At 62.4% G+C, this 15,017-nt stretch carries 14 protein-coding genes and 1 pseudogene; 6 read left to right on the top strand and 9 right to left on the bottom strand.

Features of this window, described 5'->3' with window-relative positions:
• Positions 1-84: 84 nt before the first annotated feature.
• The 4 genes from VGN68_RS14160 to VGN68_RS14145 form a co-directional block, all read right to left on the bottom strand.
• Positions 85-1,095: a FecR family protein gene (locus VGN68_RS14160; protein WP_058804228.1), complete on the bottom strand. Its 1,011-nt coding sequence runs from the start codon at positions 1,093-1,095 to the stop codon at positions 85-87.
• A complete protein-coding gene (locus VGN68_RS14155; RefSeq protein ID WP_058804227.1) occupies positions 1,088-1,735 on the bottom strand; it encodes an RNA polymerase sigma factor in 648 nt (215 codons plus the stop codon). The genes VGN68_RS14160 and VGN68_RS14155 overlap by 8 nt, the downstream gene beginning before the upstream one ends.
• Before the next feature lie 190 nt (positions 1,736-1,925).
• Positions 1,926-2,858, bottom strand: coding sequence for a HEPN domain-containing protein (locus VGN68_RS14150; RefSeq protein WP_058804226.1), 933 nt, complete (start codon positions 2,856-2,858; stop codon positions 1,926-1,928).
• 29 nt (positions 2,859-2,887) lie between these two features.
• The gene (locus VGN68_RS14145; protein WP_058804225.1) at positions 2,888-3,412 is read right to left on the bottom strand and encodes a sigma factor-like helix-turn-helix DNA-binding protein; all 525 of its coding nucleotides are present in this window, start codon (positions 3,410-3,412) and stop codon (positions 2,888-2,890) included.
• Between the two features lie 441 nt (positions 3,413-3,853).
• Here VGN68_RS14145 and VGN68_RS20545 point away from each other — a divergent pair.
• Together VGN68_RS20545 and VGN68_RS14140 are read left to right on the top strand one after the other, a co-directional pair.
• A pseudogene (locus VGN68_RS20545) lies at positions 3,854-4,039 on the top strand (transcriptional regulator domain-containing protein); the annotation flags it as partial.
• Between the two features lie 144 nt (positions 4,040-4,183).
• The gene (locus VGN68_RS14140; RefSeq protein ID WP_168707799.1) at positions 4,184-4,684 is read left to right on the top strand and encodes a DNA -binding domain-containing protein; all 501 of its coding nucleotides are present in this window, start codon (positions 4,184-4,186) and stop codon (positions 4,682-4,684) included.
• Between the two features lie 69 nt (positions 4,685-4,753).
• On the opposite strand, the gene VGN68_RS14135 is transcribed toward VGN68_RS14140, so the two are convergent.
• The 4 genes from VGN68_RS14135 to VGN68_RS14120 are packed head-to-tail and all read right to left on the bottom strand — an operon-like array spanning position 4,754 to position 10,639.
• A complete protein-coding gene (locus VGN68_RS14135; RefSeq protein ID WP_327477474.1) occupies positions 4,754-5,317 on the bottom strand; it encodes a lytic transglycosylase domain-containing protein in 564 nt (187 codons plus the stop codon).
• Positions 5,314-8,259 (bottom strand): MobF family relaxase, encoded by a 2,946-nt coding sequence (gene mobF / locus VGN68_RS14130; RefSeq protein WP_062900429.1) that lies wholly within the window; start codon positions 8,257-8,259, stop codon positions 5,314-5,316. Before mobF ends, VGN68_RS14135 begins: the two co-directional genes overlap by 4 nt.
• A complete protein-coding gene (locus VGN68_RS14125; RefSeq protein WP_058804223.1) occupies positions 8,256-10,319 on the bottom strand; it encodes a type IV secretion system DNA-binding domain-containing protein in 2,064 nt (687 codons plus the stop codon). The genes mobF and VGN68_RS14125 overlap by 4 nt, the downstream gene beginning before the upstream one ends.
• Positions 10,316-10,639 (bottom strand): ribbon-helix-helix protein, CopG family, encoded by a 324-nt coding sequence (locus tag VGN68_RS14120; RefSeq protein ID WP_058804222.1) that lies wholly within the window; start codon positions 10,637-10,639, stop codon positions 10,316-10,318. Before VGN68_RS14120 ends, VGN68_RS14125 begins: the two co-directional genes overlap by 4 nt.
• A 202-nt stretch (positions 10,640-10,841) precedes the next feature.
• Between VGN68_RS14120 and VGN68_RS14115 the strand changes: the two genes are divergently transcribed.
• From VGN68_RS14115 to VGN68_RS14105, 3 genes are all read left to right on the top strand, one after another.
• The gene (locus VGN68_RS14115) at positions 10,842-11,432 is read left to right on the top strand and encodes a hypothetical protein (protein WP_058804221.1); all 591 of its coding nucleotides are present in this window, start codon (positions 10,842-10,844) and stop codon (positions 11,430-11,432) included.
• A 123-nt stretch (positions 11,433-11,555) separates the two neighbouring features.
• Positions 11,556-12,506, top strand: a complete 951-nt coding sequence (locus tag VGN68_RS14110; RefSeq protein WP_232014687.1) for a nucleotidyl transferase AbiEii/AbiGii toxin family protein — start codon at positions 11,556-11,558, stop codon at positions 12,504-12,506.
• 255 nt (positions 12,507-12,761) lie between these two features.
• Entirely contained in the window at positions 12,762-13,004 is a 243-nt protein-coding gene (locus VGN68_RS14105; RefSeq protein ID WP_062902938.1) for a hypothetical protein, read from the top strand.
• Positions 13,005-13,190: 186 nt separating this feature from the next.
• Here the strand turns inward: VGN68_RS14105 and VGN68_RS14100 are convergent, their stop codons facing one another.
• Positions 13,191-14,159, bottom strand: coding sequence for an SLOG family protein (locus tag VGN68_RS14100; protein WP_062900430.1), 969 nt, complete (start codon positions 14,157-14,159; stop codon positions 13,191-13,193).
• Positions 14,160-14,570: 411 nt separating this feature from the next.
• On the opposite strand from VGN68_RS14100, the gene VGN68_RS14095 reads away from it, so the two are divergent.
• Positions 14,571-15,017, top strand: coding sequence for an SRPBCC domain-containing protein (locus tag VGN68_RS14095; protein ID WP_062900431.1), 447 nt, complete (start codon positions 14,571-14,573; stop codon positions 15,015-15,017).

Below are 15,017 nucleotides of genomic sequence, written 5' to 3'. Positions count from 1 at the left end.
CCCTCAGTACAGCCAGGCGAGTTCTTGCCCGTGCCTACAGGGTATGAGCGTTGCGCACGCTGCGCAGGGTAGTCGAAGGAAGCGTTATTTCTGCGGATCGCCTAAAATAATGCGGTTCCCGCTCCGCGTTATCTGCAGATCGTAAAGATTCGACAGATTCTCAGCGAGCAATTCCGGGTCATCGATCCCGTTTAGCCCAGACACGATGCGCGGCGCGATGGCGGGGTCTTCAAGGTAGATTTTAGTCGCTGATCGATTGTTCACTCTGGCTATGAGATCTGCAACGCGCGCTTCCTGCGCTTCGGACACGCCCTCCGTCCAGTCGGCTTCCGTTCCTCGTTTTTGAACACTTGCCGAGTTGCCCGAACCTTCGATCGCATAGCGGAGCTCGTCACCTGGCTCGAGCCGGATCGGTTCAGCCTTCCCTGCCGACTGCGCTCGGCGAACGTCAATGGCGCCCCGCAGGAGATGAATCTCCACCGTGCGCTTGTCGCGAAAAGCTACGTCAAAGACAGTTCCCACGGCAACGATCTCGCTGTCGCCCGCGTCAACGACAAACGGACGTTCTTCGTGCGCGACATCGAAGCGCGCTCGGCCGCGGCCTAGTCGTAGACGGCGCTCGCCAGATCGAAACCATGCTCGGATCGTGGTGTCACCGTCCAAGGTCAGGCGAGACCCATCCGGAAGTGAAAACTCGCGCACCTCGCCAGCTTCGGTCGAATATTGGAGCGATGCGTCCGCGTGGCCCTGCGCCATTTGTGTCGTATCCGCTTCCGGCCAGAAGGCTGGTGCTCCGCTCGCGCGCCATGCGACGAAGCCTATGAGCGCCATGCATCCGATTACGGTGATCCAGACGCGTTTGGCCGTCCCGCGCACCGGCTTGGGCGGCGGCAGGTTTTCCCAATCGACGCGCTTGCCGGCGGAATGAAGGCCAGCGATGCGATTATAGGTCGCGCGATGCAGCGCACCACGCGCGAGCCATCGCTTAAATTCCCGCTCGTCTTCCTCACTCACATTCTCATCGTTCATGATAACGAACCATTCGCCGGCCTCGCGGCGGAGCTGATCTTGCTCATAGCGATGTGTTTCAGCCATTGGCGTTCACCCTGTGATCGAGATAGAGCAGTGCCTTCTTCATATGGTATTTGACACCGTCAACGGTGATACCGAGCTTCTCGGCGATCTCCTGATAGGTCAGTTCTTCCTGCCGATGGAGCCGGAATACTTCCCGCGTTCGCGATGGAAGTTCTGAAAGCGCCTCCTCGTAGCGGCGCATGAAATCCGACGCCTCCATCATCCATTCCTGTTCCGGATCGACCCACAACTCGTGGGCCTCGTCCACCGGGACATGGTTTGCTCGATCATGGGCGCGGGGACGCCGCGTGCGCTCCCACAACAGACTTCGGGCAATCGTGCGGAGATAGGCAGCGGGGGTGCGCACCTTAGACCTAGGGCGCGCCTCGACGAAATTGACAAATGTGTCCTGAACAAGGTCGTGCACCTCATCTTGGTTCCGGATCGATCGGCGGAAGAGGCGTGCGAGGCGCGGCGCCTCCGACCGGAACAACCGGTCGATCAACCGATCATTTTCGCCGGTTTCCGGCACAGGGGCGCGATCATTATCGGATCGGTTCATGCCGCAATACCCGCTGCAGAACGCCGCGTGCGCCGAGACGAGGTCTGAAGATTTGGTGGCATGGAATTGAAAGCCGATCAGCAAAGCATGACGCAGCATTGCCCGTGTGCAGGCCAATTGCGTAACGATGTGACGGCCGACCCGCATAGTCGGGCGTTTGTAGATCAGGAGACGGGTTCACCCATCCCCTTCGCGCATCATGACGAGGGTAGCTTGTCGTTGCAACAGCAGAATTTACGCCGCGCCCGCTCAGCACCGGTCCTGAGCGTGGCAACCGTCCGGCACAGGATCAGATATTGCCCGACTCTGACGCGGCAGCGCGTTCGAGCTCAGCCAGTTTCTCGGTGCAGATTTCCCGGACGATCGCGCTCAGCTCCTGCACGCGCTCGCCCAGCCATGCGAGATCTTCCGCGCTGATCCGATAATGTTTCGAATAGCGGGCTTTGACATAGGCGTCCTTCAAGAGGCTGAAGCGGCGGCGCGACTGCCTGTCGTCGTCGGGCCAGACATGGACGAGGCGCCGGTCGACCTTCCTCGCCTGGTTGCGGAGATTTTCCAGATTATGGCTGTGCGGCGTGTACAGCGTGCAGGTCAGCAGCAACGTGTGATAGAGACGCTCAGTAGCCTGATGCAGCTGAAACGCGGCATTCTTTCGAAACCCTTGATTTTGAGCAGCTTCGAACATGGCAAAGAACTCGCCGGCGCTCGGGTACCATTCGTCAAAATATTCGCGTGCCAGCGCGAGCGCATCCGCAGGGCGCTTGGGTCGTGGCGTCGCGAGCTCGCTGTCGTCCGATTGATACAGCGCAACCGCATCCTTGACGACGTCCAAGAAAAAGAAGCGTCCATCGGCGAGATTATTATTCACCTCTTGGAGCGTGTGGACGATCAGGCTCACCGGATGACGCAGCCGGTGAAGAACCATATAATCGCGCGCCAGCCGGTTCTCGAGATGATACCAATATTCGTGATCGGTAAGTTCGACCTGATTGACGATGACGAGGATGTCATAGTCCGAGACATAGCCCTTCTCGGTGTGCGGCTCGTATATCCCCTCGCCGCGCGCCATCGAGCCATAGAGAATGACTTTCAGGATCCGGCCAGCCTTGCGTTCGCCGTTCGCGAGCTTGTGGGCATCTTCGAATTCTTCGAAAATCGCCTGCACGATGGCCTCGAGTTCGCGCTGGCCGCGGGCGGGAAGGTGCGTAATGTCCGTGCGCATGACAATTCTTCCTGCATGACTGGGGGCCATCAGGCAATGGGCGACGGGTTATCGCGCTGCTGGATCGTCAGAGTCTGATCGATCGCGACAAGCGCCGCGGCAAGTTCGCGACGAACCAAATCCTCCGAAATGCCAAGGGCCGCGGCGATCGCCGGATAGTCGAGGCTGCCGCGGGAGGACAATGTGAACACGTCTCGGGCAAGAGGCGGCAGCGCGGCGATGGCGGCCGCCAAGCGCTCGGGATCGATGCTTTCACGGCTGCCGGGGCCGGTTGCGGCGCGGATCCAGGCGCCGATCCACACGCCCGCGCGATCGACGCGACAAGGTGCCCGATCGGCGATGAGCACGCGGTCTTCGGCCGCCCAGGCCTGCCTGGTCGCCTCAATGAGACCTGACGGAGCGGTGTCGTCGGCATCGACCGCAAGCACGGCCTGCACGCGTGCGAGAAGTTCACGTCGACGTCTGCGACGGCTGACGACGCCCAAGAACCTGCTTTCGTCGGCGAGTTGGTCGCGCAGTTCCCGGAGGAGCGCGCAAAGATGAACGGTGTCCATGGAATATATCCTTGATGGCAGCCGAGGACTCCAGCGGGTACGCAACCCGCTGTCCTCGCTTCCATCCTTCCCACTCCCCTTCCTGTCCGACACCGATCGCGCAGTCGTGGGATGCATCGATCAGCCATTGAGTGCCGACGAGCGGGCAGGATGCCGCGCACCATCGAACCTTGCGATAGTGTCGGGCAAAGTAAGTTCGCCCCCCGGAAATTCTCACTGGAAAGTCCGGGGGTAGTGATCAGCAATCACGATGACCGATGAACTGCGCAGACGCGCCGAGCGCGCCGCCTATCGGGGTCGATCTTGAATTCACACAATCCAAATCTTCGGTTCGACGCTGCATGCGTGCGCCAGCCATCGATCTATGCGCGGCAGCTAGCTGCCGCGCATTTGCCGTCGCACTTCTCTCGCGATCAGTTTGTCCGCGGTGAATGAGCTGAGATGGCGTCGGGAGGAAAAACCCAGCGCCGCGATGCCATTTTCGCCAGCCGACCCAGCACCTTATGCCCGCGCCGTCACGATCCCCCAGCATCTGACTGGTGCGATCCTCGCGAATATGATGCGTTGTTGCGGTGCGATCGCCGCGCGTTCGCGTGGGAATGGCTACGGCGGAACGGATTCTATCGCAGCCTTTGGAGCGCGCGTGATACACTGCCGTCAGACGCGCCCAAATGTGTTGGCCTCGTCGCATGGGTCGATCCGGCTCTCGCATCTCCCGTGGCGCGACCGATCTGGAGCACAAAACTGGACCCGAAGGTTGTGAGGAGTCACTTGACCGGCCGGCGAGCGGCTTCGAGTGACCTGTTCGATATTCGGGACTTCGCGTCATTCGTCTCGGTTGAAATTGATGCGAGCCAGACGGAACATTGGCTATTCAGTGACGGGCACTGGATCGTCAGGCTGGACGTGCATGGCGGTTCGCTACTCGGCGGCCCGGCAAGACTTGAATATCAATTGAGTGGCGTACGATCGGCAAAACCAAAACTGGAAGCACTACGACAGTTGCTCGCCCTGTTTGAAAATGGCCGCTTACCAAGGTCAATGATTCCCCGCGAACAGCGGGCTGCAAGGTGGATAATGGAACTTCGTATCGGCGATGCAATACTTGCCGGCGCCAGCGAACAAGAGATCGCGAGGGAATTGTTCCCAGATGCAATCGCGCCCAAGCGCTGGCGCCGAGAAAATTCGTCTCATCGCCTGAGGGTGCAACGGCTGGTTCGGACAGCCCGAAGTCGTCTTTCCGATCCGCTGGGAGGGCCATGGTTCGAATAATTTGTCGCAAATAGCCGGTGCCTGGGGGCAATTTGCGGGCTGCACACATGTCATCGCTATCTTGCGCGCTCACCATATTTGGCTGCCGAATCTTCTGCGTAGATGCTGCGAGACGCTCGCCGCGTAGCGCAGTTGCCTCCAACCCGTCGGGCTATGATAGACGCCGATCGCCTTCCAATAATCGCCGGCCGCCGCGAGCCCCGACAGGAATATCCAGCGCGCCGCCTCCGCATTGAAACAGGCATCGTTCTGGAGCCAATGCCGAACATGGGTTTCGGGCCGCCCCACGAGCGTCGCAATTTTGGGCACCCACCAGCTGTTGATTTGCAACGGCCCCAGATCATGAGTGCCATTGCTGTTGACGACAGCGGCGCCGATCCAGCCGCCTTCCTGATCGCGCAGACCCCAAAGCGTGCGTTCGAGCCACGGCTTGCCATGGGCGGCGCTGCGGATGCAGCGAGCGATCTCAGCATCGCCCGTCGCGACTGGCGCGCGAGCCATTGCCGGCAGTGAGATGCCGAATGCCAAGGTGAAGATGGCCGCCGTCACCCCAAACCGCAAACCTTGCGAAGCGCGGACCCCGATAGGCGCGCTGGCGAGTTCGGCTGTCCGTGGAAACGGGAATATGTTCATCGATCATGTCCTTGCTGTCGGGAATGCGGTTGCTCTGCGGGCTCGGGATCAGTCGGTGCTTGCGCGCGCTGGCTCTTCGTCGAGCCAGCGAGAATGCCGTTCAGATAGGAATCGAGCTTCGACATGCCGTCTCTCGCGCGGCCCGCGAGCATTTCCGCAAGCGATGGCGGACGCAGAACCTCGTTCCATTCGCGCTCGCGCTCGGCCCTTCGCTCGGCGCGATCCGCACGCGTGCTCAGCATCAGCTCGCGCGCCCGGTCGAGACTTTCAGCGAGCCGGGCGCCGCGGATGTGGTGGCTGTCGCGCCAGAGACGTCCCAAGCCTTCGAGCGAGGACGTCTTTTCGCCAGAATGCTTCTCGAGCTTCTGCACGAGGCGATCACGGTCCTCGGTCCAGAGTTTCACGCCGTAACGAGCACGAGTGATGGCGGTGTAGTAATTCTGGCCATTGACGAGGCCCGATCCGACCGGGGCAAGGACATAGACGCGGTCATAGGTCTTCGACTGCGCCGAATAGACAGTTTCGGCGTAGCCATAATCCCAGGTGCGATGAACGGAGAGGTCGATCTTCTGCGGCTCGACGCTCCGGTCCCAGCGAATAGTCGCGATCGTCCCGTCTAGACGCTCGATCGTCCCGCGCTCCGCATTTTTGAGGCCGAGCTCCCTGGTCGCAAGCCGCCACTGAATGCGATCGCCCGCGGCGATGTCGCGTTTGTCCTCGACGAACACATTGACTTGCGACGCGCGGCCGAGACGGGGATTCCAGAGGATCGTCCCACCCTTCTCGTCGACAAGCCGCACGAGCTGGCGTCCGCGAGCATCGCGTGCGATACCGTCGACACGATATTCGGCGCCGGCGGCGATACCGAGCCCGGCATTGTCGCGGGCGAAGGTCACGACCTGGCCACCCGAATAAAACCGGGCAAAATGCTTCTCCTGGTCGGTCATACCGGAGGGCGAAAGAATATCGATGCGCGCGTCTTCGGCGGCAACGGCCCCTTCCCGCTTCAGAACTTCGCGGATCTGCGTGTTGACGATCAGCCTGGTCGCGTTGTCGAGAACCAAGATATTGGTCTTGTCGCGGTTCTCGGGTTTGAGCCGCGTCCATTCCGCGACGAGGTTAGCCGCAAGTTTGTCCGCGCCCTCGCCGCTGACGATCTTGTCGAGCGATTGGAGTGACGCGGCATAATCCCCGCTGCGCGCGCTCGCCACCGCGGCCTTCATCGACTGGGTTTGCTGTCGGACCGCCTCCGTCAGTTCAGCCGTCGGCAGGCCCAGCTTCTGCATCAGCCAGAATGGTTTGCCCTGCTCGATCGCCCCGGTCTGCTTGTTGTCGCCGAGAAGAAGAACGCGCGCACCGGTGTCGTGGCTGATCTGCAATATCCGCTGCGCTTGTCGGCTACCGAGTTGGCCAGCCTCGTCGACGACCAGGACATGACGGTCGGTAATATCATGCCCGCCGCCGCCTAGGAGCGCGGCGACGGTACGAGAGTCGATACCCGCGTCCTGGCCGAGTTTCGCGGTCGCCGATGAGGTCGGCGCCAATCCGATGAAGGTCCAGCCCGGATCGGCCGCGGCCTTCAACTGCTTGATGAGAGTCGATTTGCCCGAGCCGGCGACGCCGTGAACACCCATGACGCGGTCACTGGATATCGCGATTTCGGCGAGCACCTGTCGCTGGTCATCATTGAGAATGCTCCCGCGCAGCGACGTGTCGATCCGTTCCCGCGACGCAAGCGGAACCCCATCGCCAAGGCTTAGCGAGATATGCGTCGATAGCGCGATCTCGAGCCGCGCGGCGCGGCGCGAGGTTCTGCCGCGCGTAAGGACTTGGTCACCGGTGGGCTCTCTCGTCTTTAGCAGCTTGAGCCGTGCTTCATGCTCCTCGAAGAGGGGGCGAATGTCTCGGAACCGAACATCGCCCACATGCGACGCGAGCCCGGTGCGGATGAGCCGACCAAGGTTATTGACCGCTTCGCGTGTCTCCGACTGGCGAAGCCCGAACAGCGCAGCGCGGCGCACGGTTGCAGTATCGGCGTCCAGATGCTTCTCCTCTCGCGCATCGGCGGCGTCGCGGACAGCTTCGAGCGCGGGAATGTGAGCCTTCGATCGCTCTGCCCATTGGGCATGGAGCGTGTCGAGATCGACTTTCTGCTTGGGGGGCCGGGTCGCGAAGAAAGAAATCGATCGCTCGGCCTGGCCCTGGAAACCATGTTCCTTCGCGTGCGCATTGATCTGCTCGGCCCGGCGCGACGTCGCATCGATCAGCTCCTTGGGGACACCCCGAATCTCGAACAACCCCCGGCGCGGGTCGAACTCGATCTCGTAACCAATCCCCCTGAGGTCATGGGCGAGGTCGTTGCGATAGATCTGGCCGGCGACCATCTGCTCGGCGAACATGGCGCGGGATTCGAGGCTCACCATCTGCTCGTCACCGGCATGGCGGGTCATGTTGAGGATGACGACATGGGTATGGAGGTGCGGATCGAGCTCGCGCGAGGCATGTTCGGTAAAACGCGCATAGAGAAGCTGGCCCGTCGTCTCGTGGGTAATCTTGCCGTCCATGCGCCGACGGAGTTCGGCATGCTCCTCGATCCAGGCGATGGCCGTCCCGACCGCGCGCTCATGCGCGGCGATGATCCTTTCATCGCCCGTCACCAGTGCCATGATCGACACCGACTTCGGGGCTTTGACGGCAAAGTCCCACCCCGGATGATGCTGAACTTCGCCATTCCGGATACGCCCGAGTTGCTGCCCATCGACCTTGCCGGCGAGCAGCGCCTCGAACGCCTTGCGGTCGACCGGCCCCGAAAGACCGAGGTCGGCCGCAAGCTTCCCGCCCCACTCCGAGGGCTCATCCCCACCCTTGGTGTAATAATCGCCGATCGTATAATAGCGGGCGATATTGCCGGGTTTGCCTCCAAGGCGGCGCGGATGGATCATGCAGGCTTCGCGGGCCGGCGGCGACCGCCCGGACGACCGTGCTGCCGTAGGGTGCGATCCCAGTGCGGGGCGATGATTTCGAGGGGCGTGGCCGGATTATCGGGCGAACCATCGGCGGGCGCGTCCCGGTCGGTTGGCGCCTCCCCATTCGTGTCTTCAGGCGCGGGATCGGACGCGCCCATCGGGAGATCGAGCTTCAGCTCGGGCGCATTCGCATTCGCTTCGCGCTTCCCGGACCGTTTGCGCGCTGGCGCACCGTTCTTCGCCGGTTTCGCCGATGACGGGGCAGCCTCTACCGAACCTGATGGTGACGGCGGCGCGGGCAGAGGCGCGATGCGATGCGGAAGTCGACGGCGTTCGGTAAATGCCTCTCCAATGGATGGCAGGTCGTTGTATCGATCCGCAAAGCGAACGACGGGCAGGTCGCGACCGAACCGCAGATAGCCCGACAGGTTCGGGAGGTTCGTGACCTCGGTGTGCATCACAAGAGGTCGCGTCACCTGGATGCGCGAGAGATTGACCCCGTCGCGCATGTCGTTGACGCCGTAGCTCATCCCCTCGTTCGCCTCGACCTGCTCGACCTGTCCCAAATTCTCGCTGACGTGCTTGGCGGTGGGGGTATCGTTCGCCCGGAGCGCGACCCAGGTCGAGCAATAGCCGGTGATCGCCGCGGCATCCTGGATGCCGTATGTCGCCTCGAGCTGCGGATAAGACTGGAACCCGAGGATGCCGCAGCCGCCATATTTGCGGGCGCGTGCGAGAAAGTCCGAAAGCGATGGCAGTTTCTGGAGCGAGGGTAGCTCGTCGATCACGCAATAGAGGCGGCGCTGCTGATCGGGTTTCAGGCTCATGATCGCGCTGATCGCGATATCGAGCCAGACCGTGATGAGGGGGCGGAGCGAGGGAAGCTGGTCGGCCTTCACGGTGACGAACAGCCAGCTGTCGTCCCCCTCGGTCGCCACCCAGTCGCGGATCGAAAGCCCGTCGTCGGTATCATCGAGATAGGCGAAGCTGCGCATCACCGACGCGAGCTCAGCCTGGACGCCCGCCGACGTGCGTTCGCCCTCCATCGAGATAAACGCCGCCGCATCGGTCCCTGCGGCGAAGGCGGACAAATCCTTCAGCGAGGAGCGGACGATGGTGTGAAGGAGGATCGATATATAGGTGCGTCCCTGCGCTGCGAGCTTGCGCAGCACGGCGACCAGAGTACCGCGCGCGGCCTTAGGCCAGAAAGGATCGCCATGCTTGTCGGGGATCGTCGATTCCGCGATCTGGTCATAATGATAATCGTGCGGAACATCGACCCAGGGCGACCAGATGGCCGACCGTTCGTCGAGGGGGTTGAGCAGGATGTCCTTCCCCTCGCGGTAGAATTTCTCGACGAAGGTGCCGGCGGTGTCGTAAACGATCGCCCGCTTGCCCTTGGCGCGGATGCCCTCGAGCATCTTGACGATCATGTTGGTCTTGCCCGTGCCGGGAGCGCCGCAGATCAGAACATGCTCGGTTTCAAAAGCGTTCGGGACGTTGATGCCCCCGATCGCGAAGCTGCCCTTCGCTTCGCCGCGAAGCGCGCGTCGTACCTGACGGACTGTCCCGAAGTGGGCCCCGCGCAGATATTCATTGGAACCGAGCCCCTTCCCTGTCCGGGTAAAATAGAACCAGGCGAAGACAAGTGCTGCGAGCGCGAACACCCCGGACAGGATCGCCCCGCCGATGAGATCGCTCTCGAGCTTTTCGAGCGCCTGCTTCGCGATCACAGAATCGACCAGCCAGTCGGCCGACGTCCAATATTCGCGGCCATCCGGGGTGCGGAACAGGACCGGGTCGTTCGTCCCCGGCGCGGCGTCGGCCTTGAAGTTTGCCTCAATGAGCTTGGTAAGGACGAAGCGCTGATAGGCATCCGATTTTTCGAAGGCGTACCAGATGGCGCCGATGACCCAGATGCTGAGCCCGGCGAGGGTGGTCTGGAAGAAGACCTGGGTGGTCATCCTCACATTGTGGACGATGGCCTGGCCGCCGCGCGTCCAGCTGCCGAGCGTGTCGTTGCGGAAGATGCTCATGACGACGCGCCTCCCCCCAGAGCGGGAAGGTCGCCAGCGGTGATCAGTCCCCGGTCGAGGAGTAGCCGCTTTGTATCTTCCATCCCCTTTGCGAGCGATTTGGGCGCGCGCGCGCCGACGTCGGACGCGAGGATCGCGAGCACTTGGATGACGGTCGAATGAAGTTCGTCGAAGCGGGCATGGAAGCCAAAGGGGTCGGCGCCGTTCAGCTGTTCGAGGGCGTCACGAACGAAGGCCGCGGTAGAGGCGCCTGCCGCATCCGCATCGGCCGCGAGCCGGTCGTATAGATCGTCGGGAAGACGAATAGTCAGTCTTGCCATGGCAAGCTCCTGGTCTGGAGCTTCGGCAAGTGAGGACGCGTAGCCCCTCTTATATAGCAAAACCGGCTCTGACAGGCAAATCGATGAAGGATATTTCGAGGTTCTGGCCTGTCGCAATCATCTCGATCCAGCTACGGTCGGCTTGAAAAACGGTTCAAACAAAACTATCTGAATGCCGTAAGCGTCGTATTTTGGTGAAGCCATGCCGAGCCTGTCGAAACAGATTCTGGATTATGTCCCCGAGGGGAAAGTCGTCGATCGCGCGCAGATTGCGCTCGACGCCGATTATGATTCCATTGGCCGCGTGCTGCGCAAGCTGGTCGACGATGGTAAACTCGTGCGTGTCGGTCGCGGCCGTTACCGCAGGCGGGCACGCGGCTCGACTATGTCCTCGAACTCGATCGCCGATCGTGTTGCGCGACGCGTGGCTCGTTCAAAGCGCAATGTCTTCCTGCGCCGGGATTTCGAGACGTTTGGCAGCTATGATGCCGTTGGGCGCGCCCTGCGGAGGGTCACCGAGGAGGGCCGCCTCGTCCAGATCGGCTACGGGCTCTATGCGCGCGCCGAACGCTCGCCGGTGACCGGCAAGCCCGCCCCCGTCGTCGGGATCAAGCGGCTCGCGACCGAGGCCCTCAAGCGGCTGGGGAAAACGGTCTCCGATTCCGGCCAGACAAGAGATTATAACAGCGGCCGAACGAACCAAGTCCCCACCGGGCGAACGATTGCCGTCAAGAACCGTGTCCGCCGCCGGATCGGCTATGATGGCGCCTATGTCATTCTCGAACGCGCCTGACGCAAGAACGCTCGGGCGCGTCGCAGGTGCGCTGCGCGTCGACGAAGCGTTCGTCGAGAAAGACTGGTATGTCGTCTAGGCCATTCAGGTCCTTCTCAACTGGCCACGCCCGACCTTACGCCAGTGTTTTCAGGGGGAACGTCGCTCCTAAAAGCGCACGGGCTGATTCAGAGATTTTCAGAGGAGTTAGATTTCAAGCTCATCCTCTCGGACGCATTCTTGGAAAAGTCTCCGGGGCAAAAACGTAGTGCGTTGAGCGCCTTCAAGAACGGACTCGCCGATGCCTGGGCGGCAGCGGGATTCGTCATAACCGGGGTCGAAGCCGGAAGTGGCAACGGGTTCATCCAGATCGACATGGACTATCCAACGATCCTCGATGGGCATGACGCGCTCCGCCCCCATATCCAGGCCGAGATATCCGCCAAGCCCACGCCGCTTGCGACCGGCGAACGGCCGCTGGCATCTTTCGTCCATCAGTATCGTGGATTGGAACCCGAGATCACCGCGATTGCGTGCGTCGATCCGGTCGAGACAGCCGCCGACAAGCTGAGCGCCTTCTGCTGGCGGGTGCTCACCCGCGACCGCGAGAGGGTCGGTGATGACCCGACGATCGTGCGTCATCTTCACGATCTCGCGGCGCTCGAAGCGACCGCTTCCGCAAACGCGCAGTTCCCTGCCCTGGCTGAAGAGACGATTATGGCCGATTCGCATCGCGGTGGCGGCGCACTGGAAGGCATGCTCCCTGCGCAACGCATGGCGGCCCTGGTGGAGCACCTGCAATCAGACACGCTCTATGCGGATGAATATGCCCGCTTCGTAGGCGGAATGGCCTTTGCCACTGAACAGAAATTCCCACATTTCCGGAAGCCGTCGGGGCGCTGGAGCGGCTTTGCAGGCCGGTACCGGCCAAATAGAGTCGGTACCGGCGTTTTTCCATGTGGCAGCTGCGGCAGCCAAAAGATGCCAAATGAAATCAGAAGCTTGCACCCAATGGCTGCCAAACGCGGCCGCAACCGGCAGCCGCGGCTGCCAGATGACGCCATCTTGGTCGAGCCAGGATATCCACATAACTAGCTGAATTAGAATGAGGAACAGATCCGCAGCACCCGTGCGTAGGGTGCATTACAAACGCCAACGGCGTGCGTCCGCCCACCGCAGCGACGTGTCGCTGCGACACCTCGTGCCGGAAGGCGCGGGGGTTCCCCCCGCCGGGGGGGATTTCTTCATCTGCCGGCGGCACGCCGGCCAGGATAATTGACGTTTGATCATGGCGCATTCCTTCGGATAGAATTGGAAGCTGGCGGGCAGACCATTTGAAGGATGATGGTTATGCCCAAGAAGAGTGAACGTGAACGCCTCGCCGATCTCGAAGCGCGTCAGCGCAAGGTCGCCGAGGACGTGGAGAATGCCCGCCGCGCCCTGCGCGGCCGCTATGCGTCGATCATCGGCGAGCTTGCCGTCGAGGAACTGACCGAACGCGAATTTCGAGAGCTTGTAGGCCTTGCTATCCGGTCCGGCGGCGAAGCGGCGGTGGGGGCACTCAAATCCCTGCCGATACGTCCCGCCAAGTAACGCTATCCCGAAGGGATGCCCCTGCGACGAGCACGGCGAAGCCGCGCGCAGGAGGCCGATGGCATCGCCATCGCATCGCCCGCGCGACGGACCCCGCCAGGGGTCCACGAGCGCGGGCGACCTTCCCTTACACCAAAAAGAAAAGGGACGGCCCGGCACTCCGGACCGTCCCTTTGCGCCGCCCGATCAGGCGGCGAGACGCTGGTCGATAAGGCGGAAGAAATGCGCGGGCACGCCCTTCGCGCGGACCAGCCGGGCGAGATGTGACTGAAGCCCCGAGCCTTCGCAGACCAGGGCTTCCACCGGGTTCAGTCCGAGCAGTTGCTCATTGCGCATAAACCCCGCGCGTTGCCCGAACTTGCTGCTGAGGGTGAAAGCGACGAGCGGTGTTGCGGTCCGGGCCGCCCATGCAGCGGCAATGGCATCGCACCCCTTGGACTGCGCGGTCGTCGCCAGCACCATCGCCGGGATGCGCACCTTGATCTGGTCGAGCCGCTCGGTCAGCAGGGCGTGATCTTCCCATTGCTGCCCGCCCGAGAAGATCACCACGGGCCCCTGCGGGGCGTGGGCGTCGATCCGGCGCTGACGCCGCGCGGCGAGGAAATCGGTCGCCGCCACCACCGCGGCGGTGCGCTTGCTCGACACCAGCGACCCCCGGGGTGCCGCCCATGGGCGTCCGGTTTCGGCGGCGAAGGTCTGGGCGGCATAGTCGCGCATGCAGGCCACCGCGTCGCGCGCCTCGTCGAGAGAATGGCAGAAGGTCTGCGCCTCCTCCAGCTCGGCGGTCAGGATCTCGCTGCCGTCGGCGTCGCGGACGAGATCCTTGACCTTCAGCGCGGCCTTGTCGGCTTCGGCATCGAGCTGGTCCGCGACCTTGTGGAAGCTGTGGACGATGCCCCAAGCAATGCGGTCGGCGATCCCTTCGAGGCGGGTGTCGCGGAACAGATCGAAGAAGGTGCGGACCGCCATTTCCGTAGCGAGCTCCGCCGCGTGGGGGAGCGGCATGTCGGCGTCGGTCGGCTCGTCGGCATAGCCCATCCGGAAGCCGCCCGTGGTTTCGGTGAAGGCGTTTTCGAAGGCGGGCGACACGGTTTCCGCGGCGATGAGGTCAGCGATTTCTTGGTCGGTGCGAGTGGTTTGTGTATGCTTCGTCATGAGAACCTCCTTGAAAAAGAGGTCTCCTTCCCTGCACGGGCTCTGAGCGACGGGGTCAAGGATCGGGCGCAGCCCGACCGCGCAGCGGCGATGGGGGTCACGATTTTCTTTGGCGGCCACCGGCACCCGATGGGCTACGCCGCGCCCGCCGCGCCGAAGAAAATGGTGGGGCCCCGTCGTCCTTGAGGCCGGCGCTGCCCCCGTGCCACACTAAAAAGAGTTGAGAGAGAAGAAGAGGCTTGCGAAGCGGGGGCTCGATGCCCCCGATTCGCAAATGGTTGCATCAAACGCGATTATTTGCGGAAGGTCTCCGCCAGACCGGGAGGTGCGCCGCAACGGTGCTGGTCAGCCCTTCGAAGGGGAAGCGAGAGAGGATGAAGATAGTTGGACGCGTGTGAGCAGACCGAACGGGTGGACAGCGCATCGCGGATGATCCTCGCCACGCCGCGGCAGTTGTTCCGTACCTATTTTGACGCCGAGAAGATGAAGAGTTGGCGGGTGCCCGATGGCGCGACGGGCACCTATTCGGTGCTTGAACCGCAGCCCGGTGGGCGTTTCTGCCTAAATCTCCTCTATTCCGATCGGGCGGAGATCGACGGGCCTGAAGCCGCAATCGAAATCATCACCGGCACATTCACCGAGTTCCTACCCGACGAGCGTGTGGTCGAAGCGATTCGCTACACGAACGCCGACGCGGCTTATTCCGGCATGATGACGTTGACCCTCACGATCGAGCCAGCGAAAGTCGGCTCCAAAGTCTCGCTCCACGCGACCGGCATGCCCCCGGCGCTGGAGGTCACCGCCCATCGCGCGACACTTGCCGCAGCGCTACGGCGGCTGGCGCTGCTGACCGAATGA

This window comes from Sphingopyxis sp. (genome assembly GCF_035998965.1).
Taxonomy (GTDB): domain Bacteria; phylum Pseudomonadota; class Alphaproteobacteria; order Sphingomonadales; family Sphingomonadaceae; genus Sphingopyxis.
This window is presented reverse-complemented; position numbering and strand designations above follow the sequence as displayed.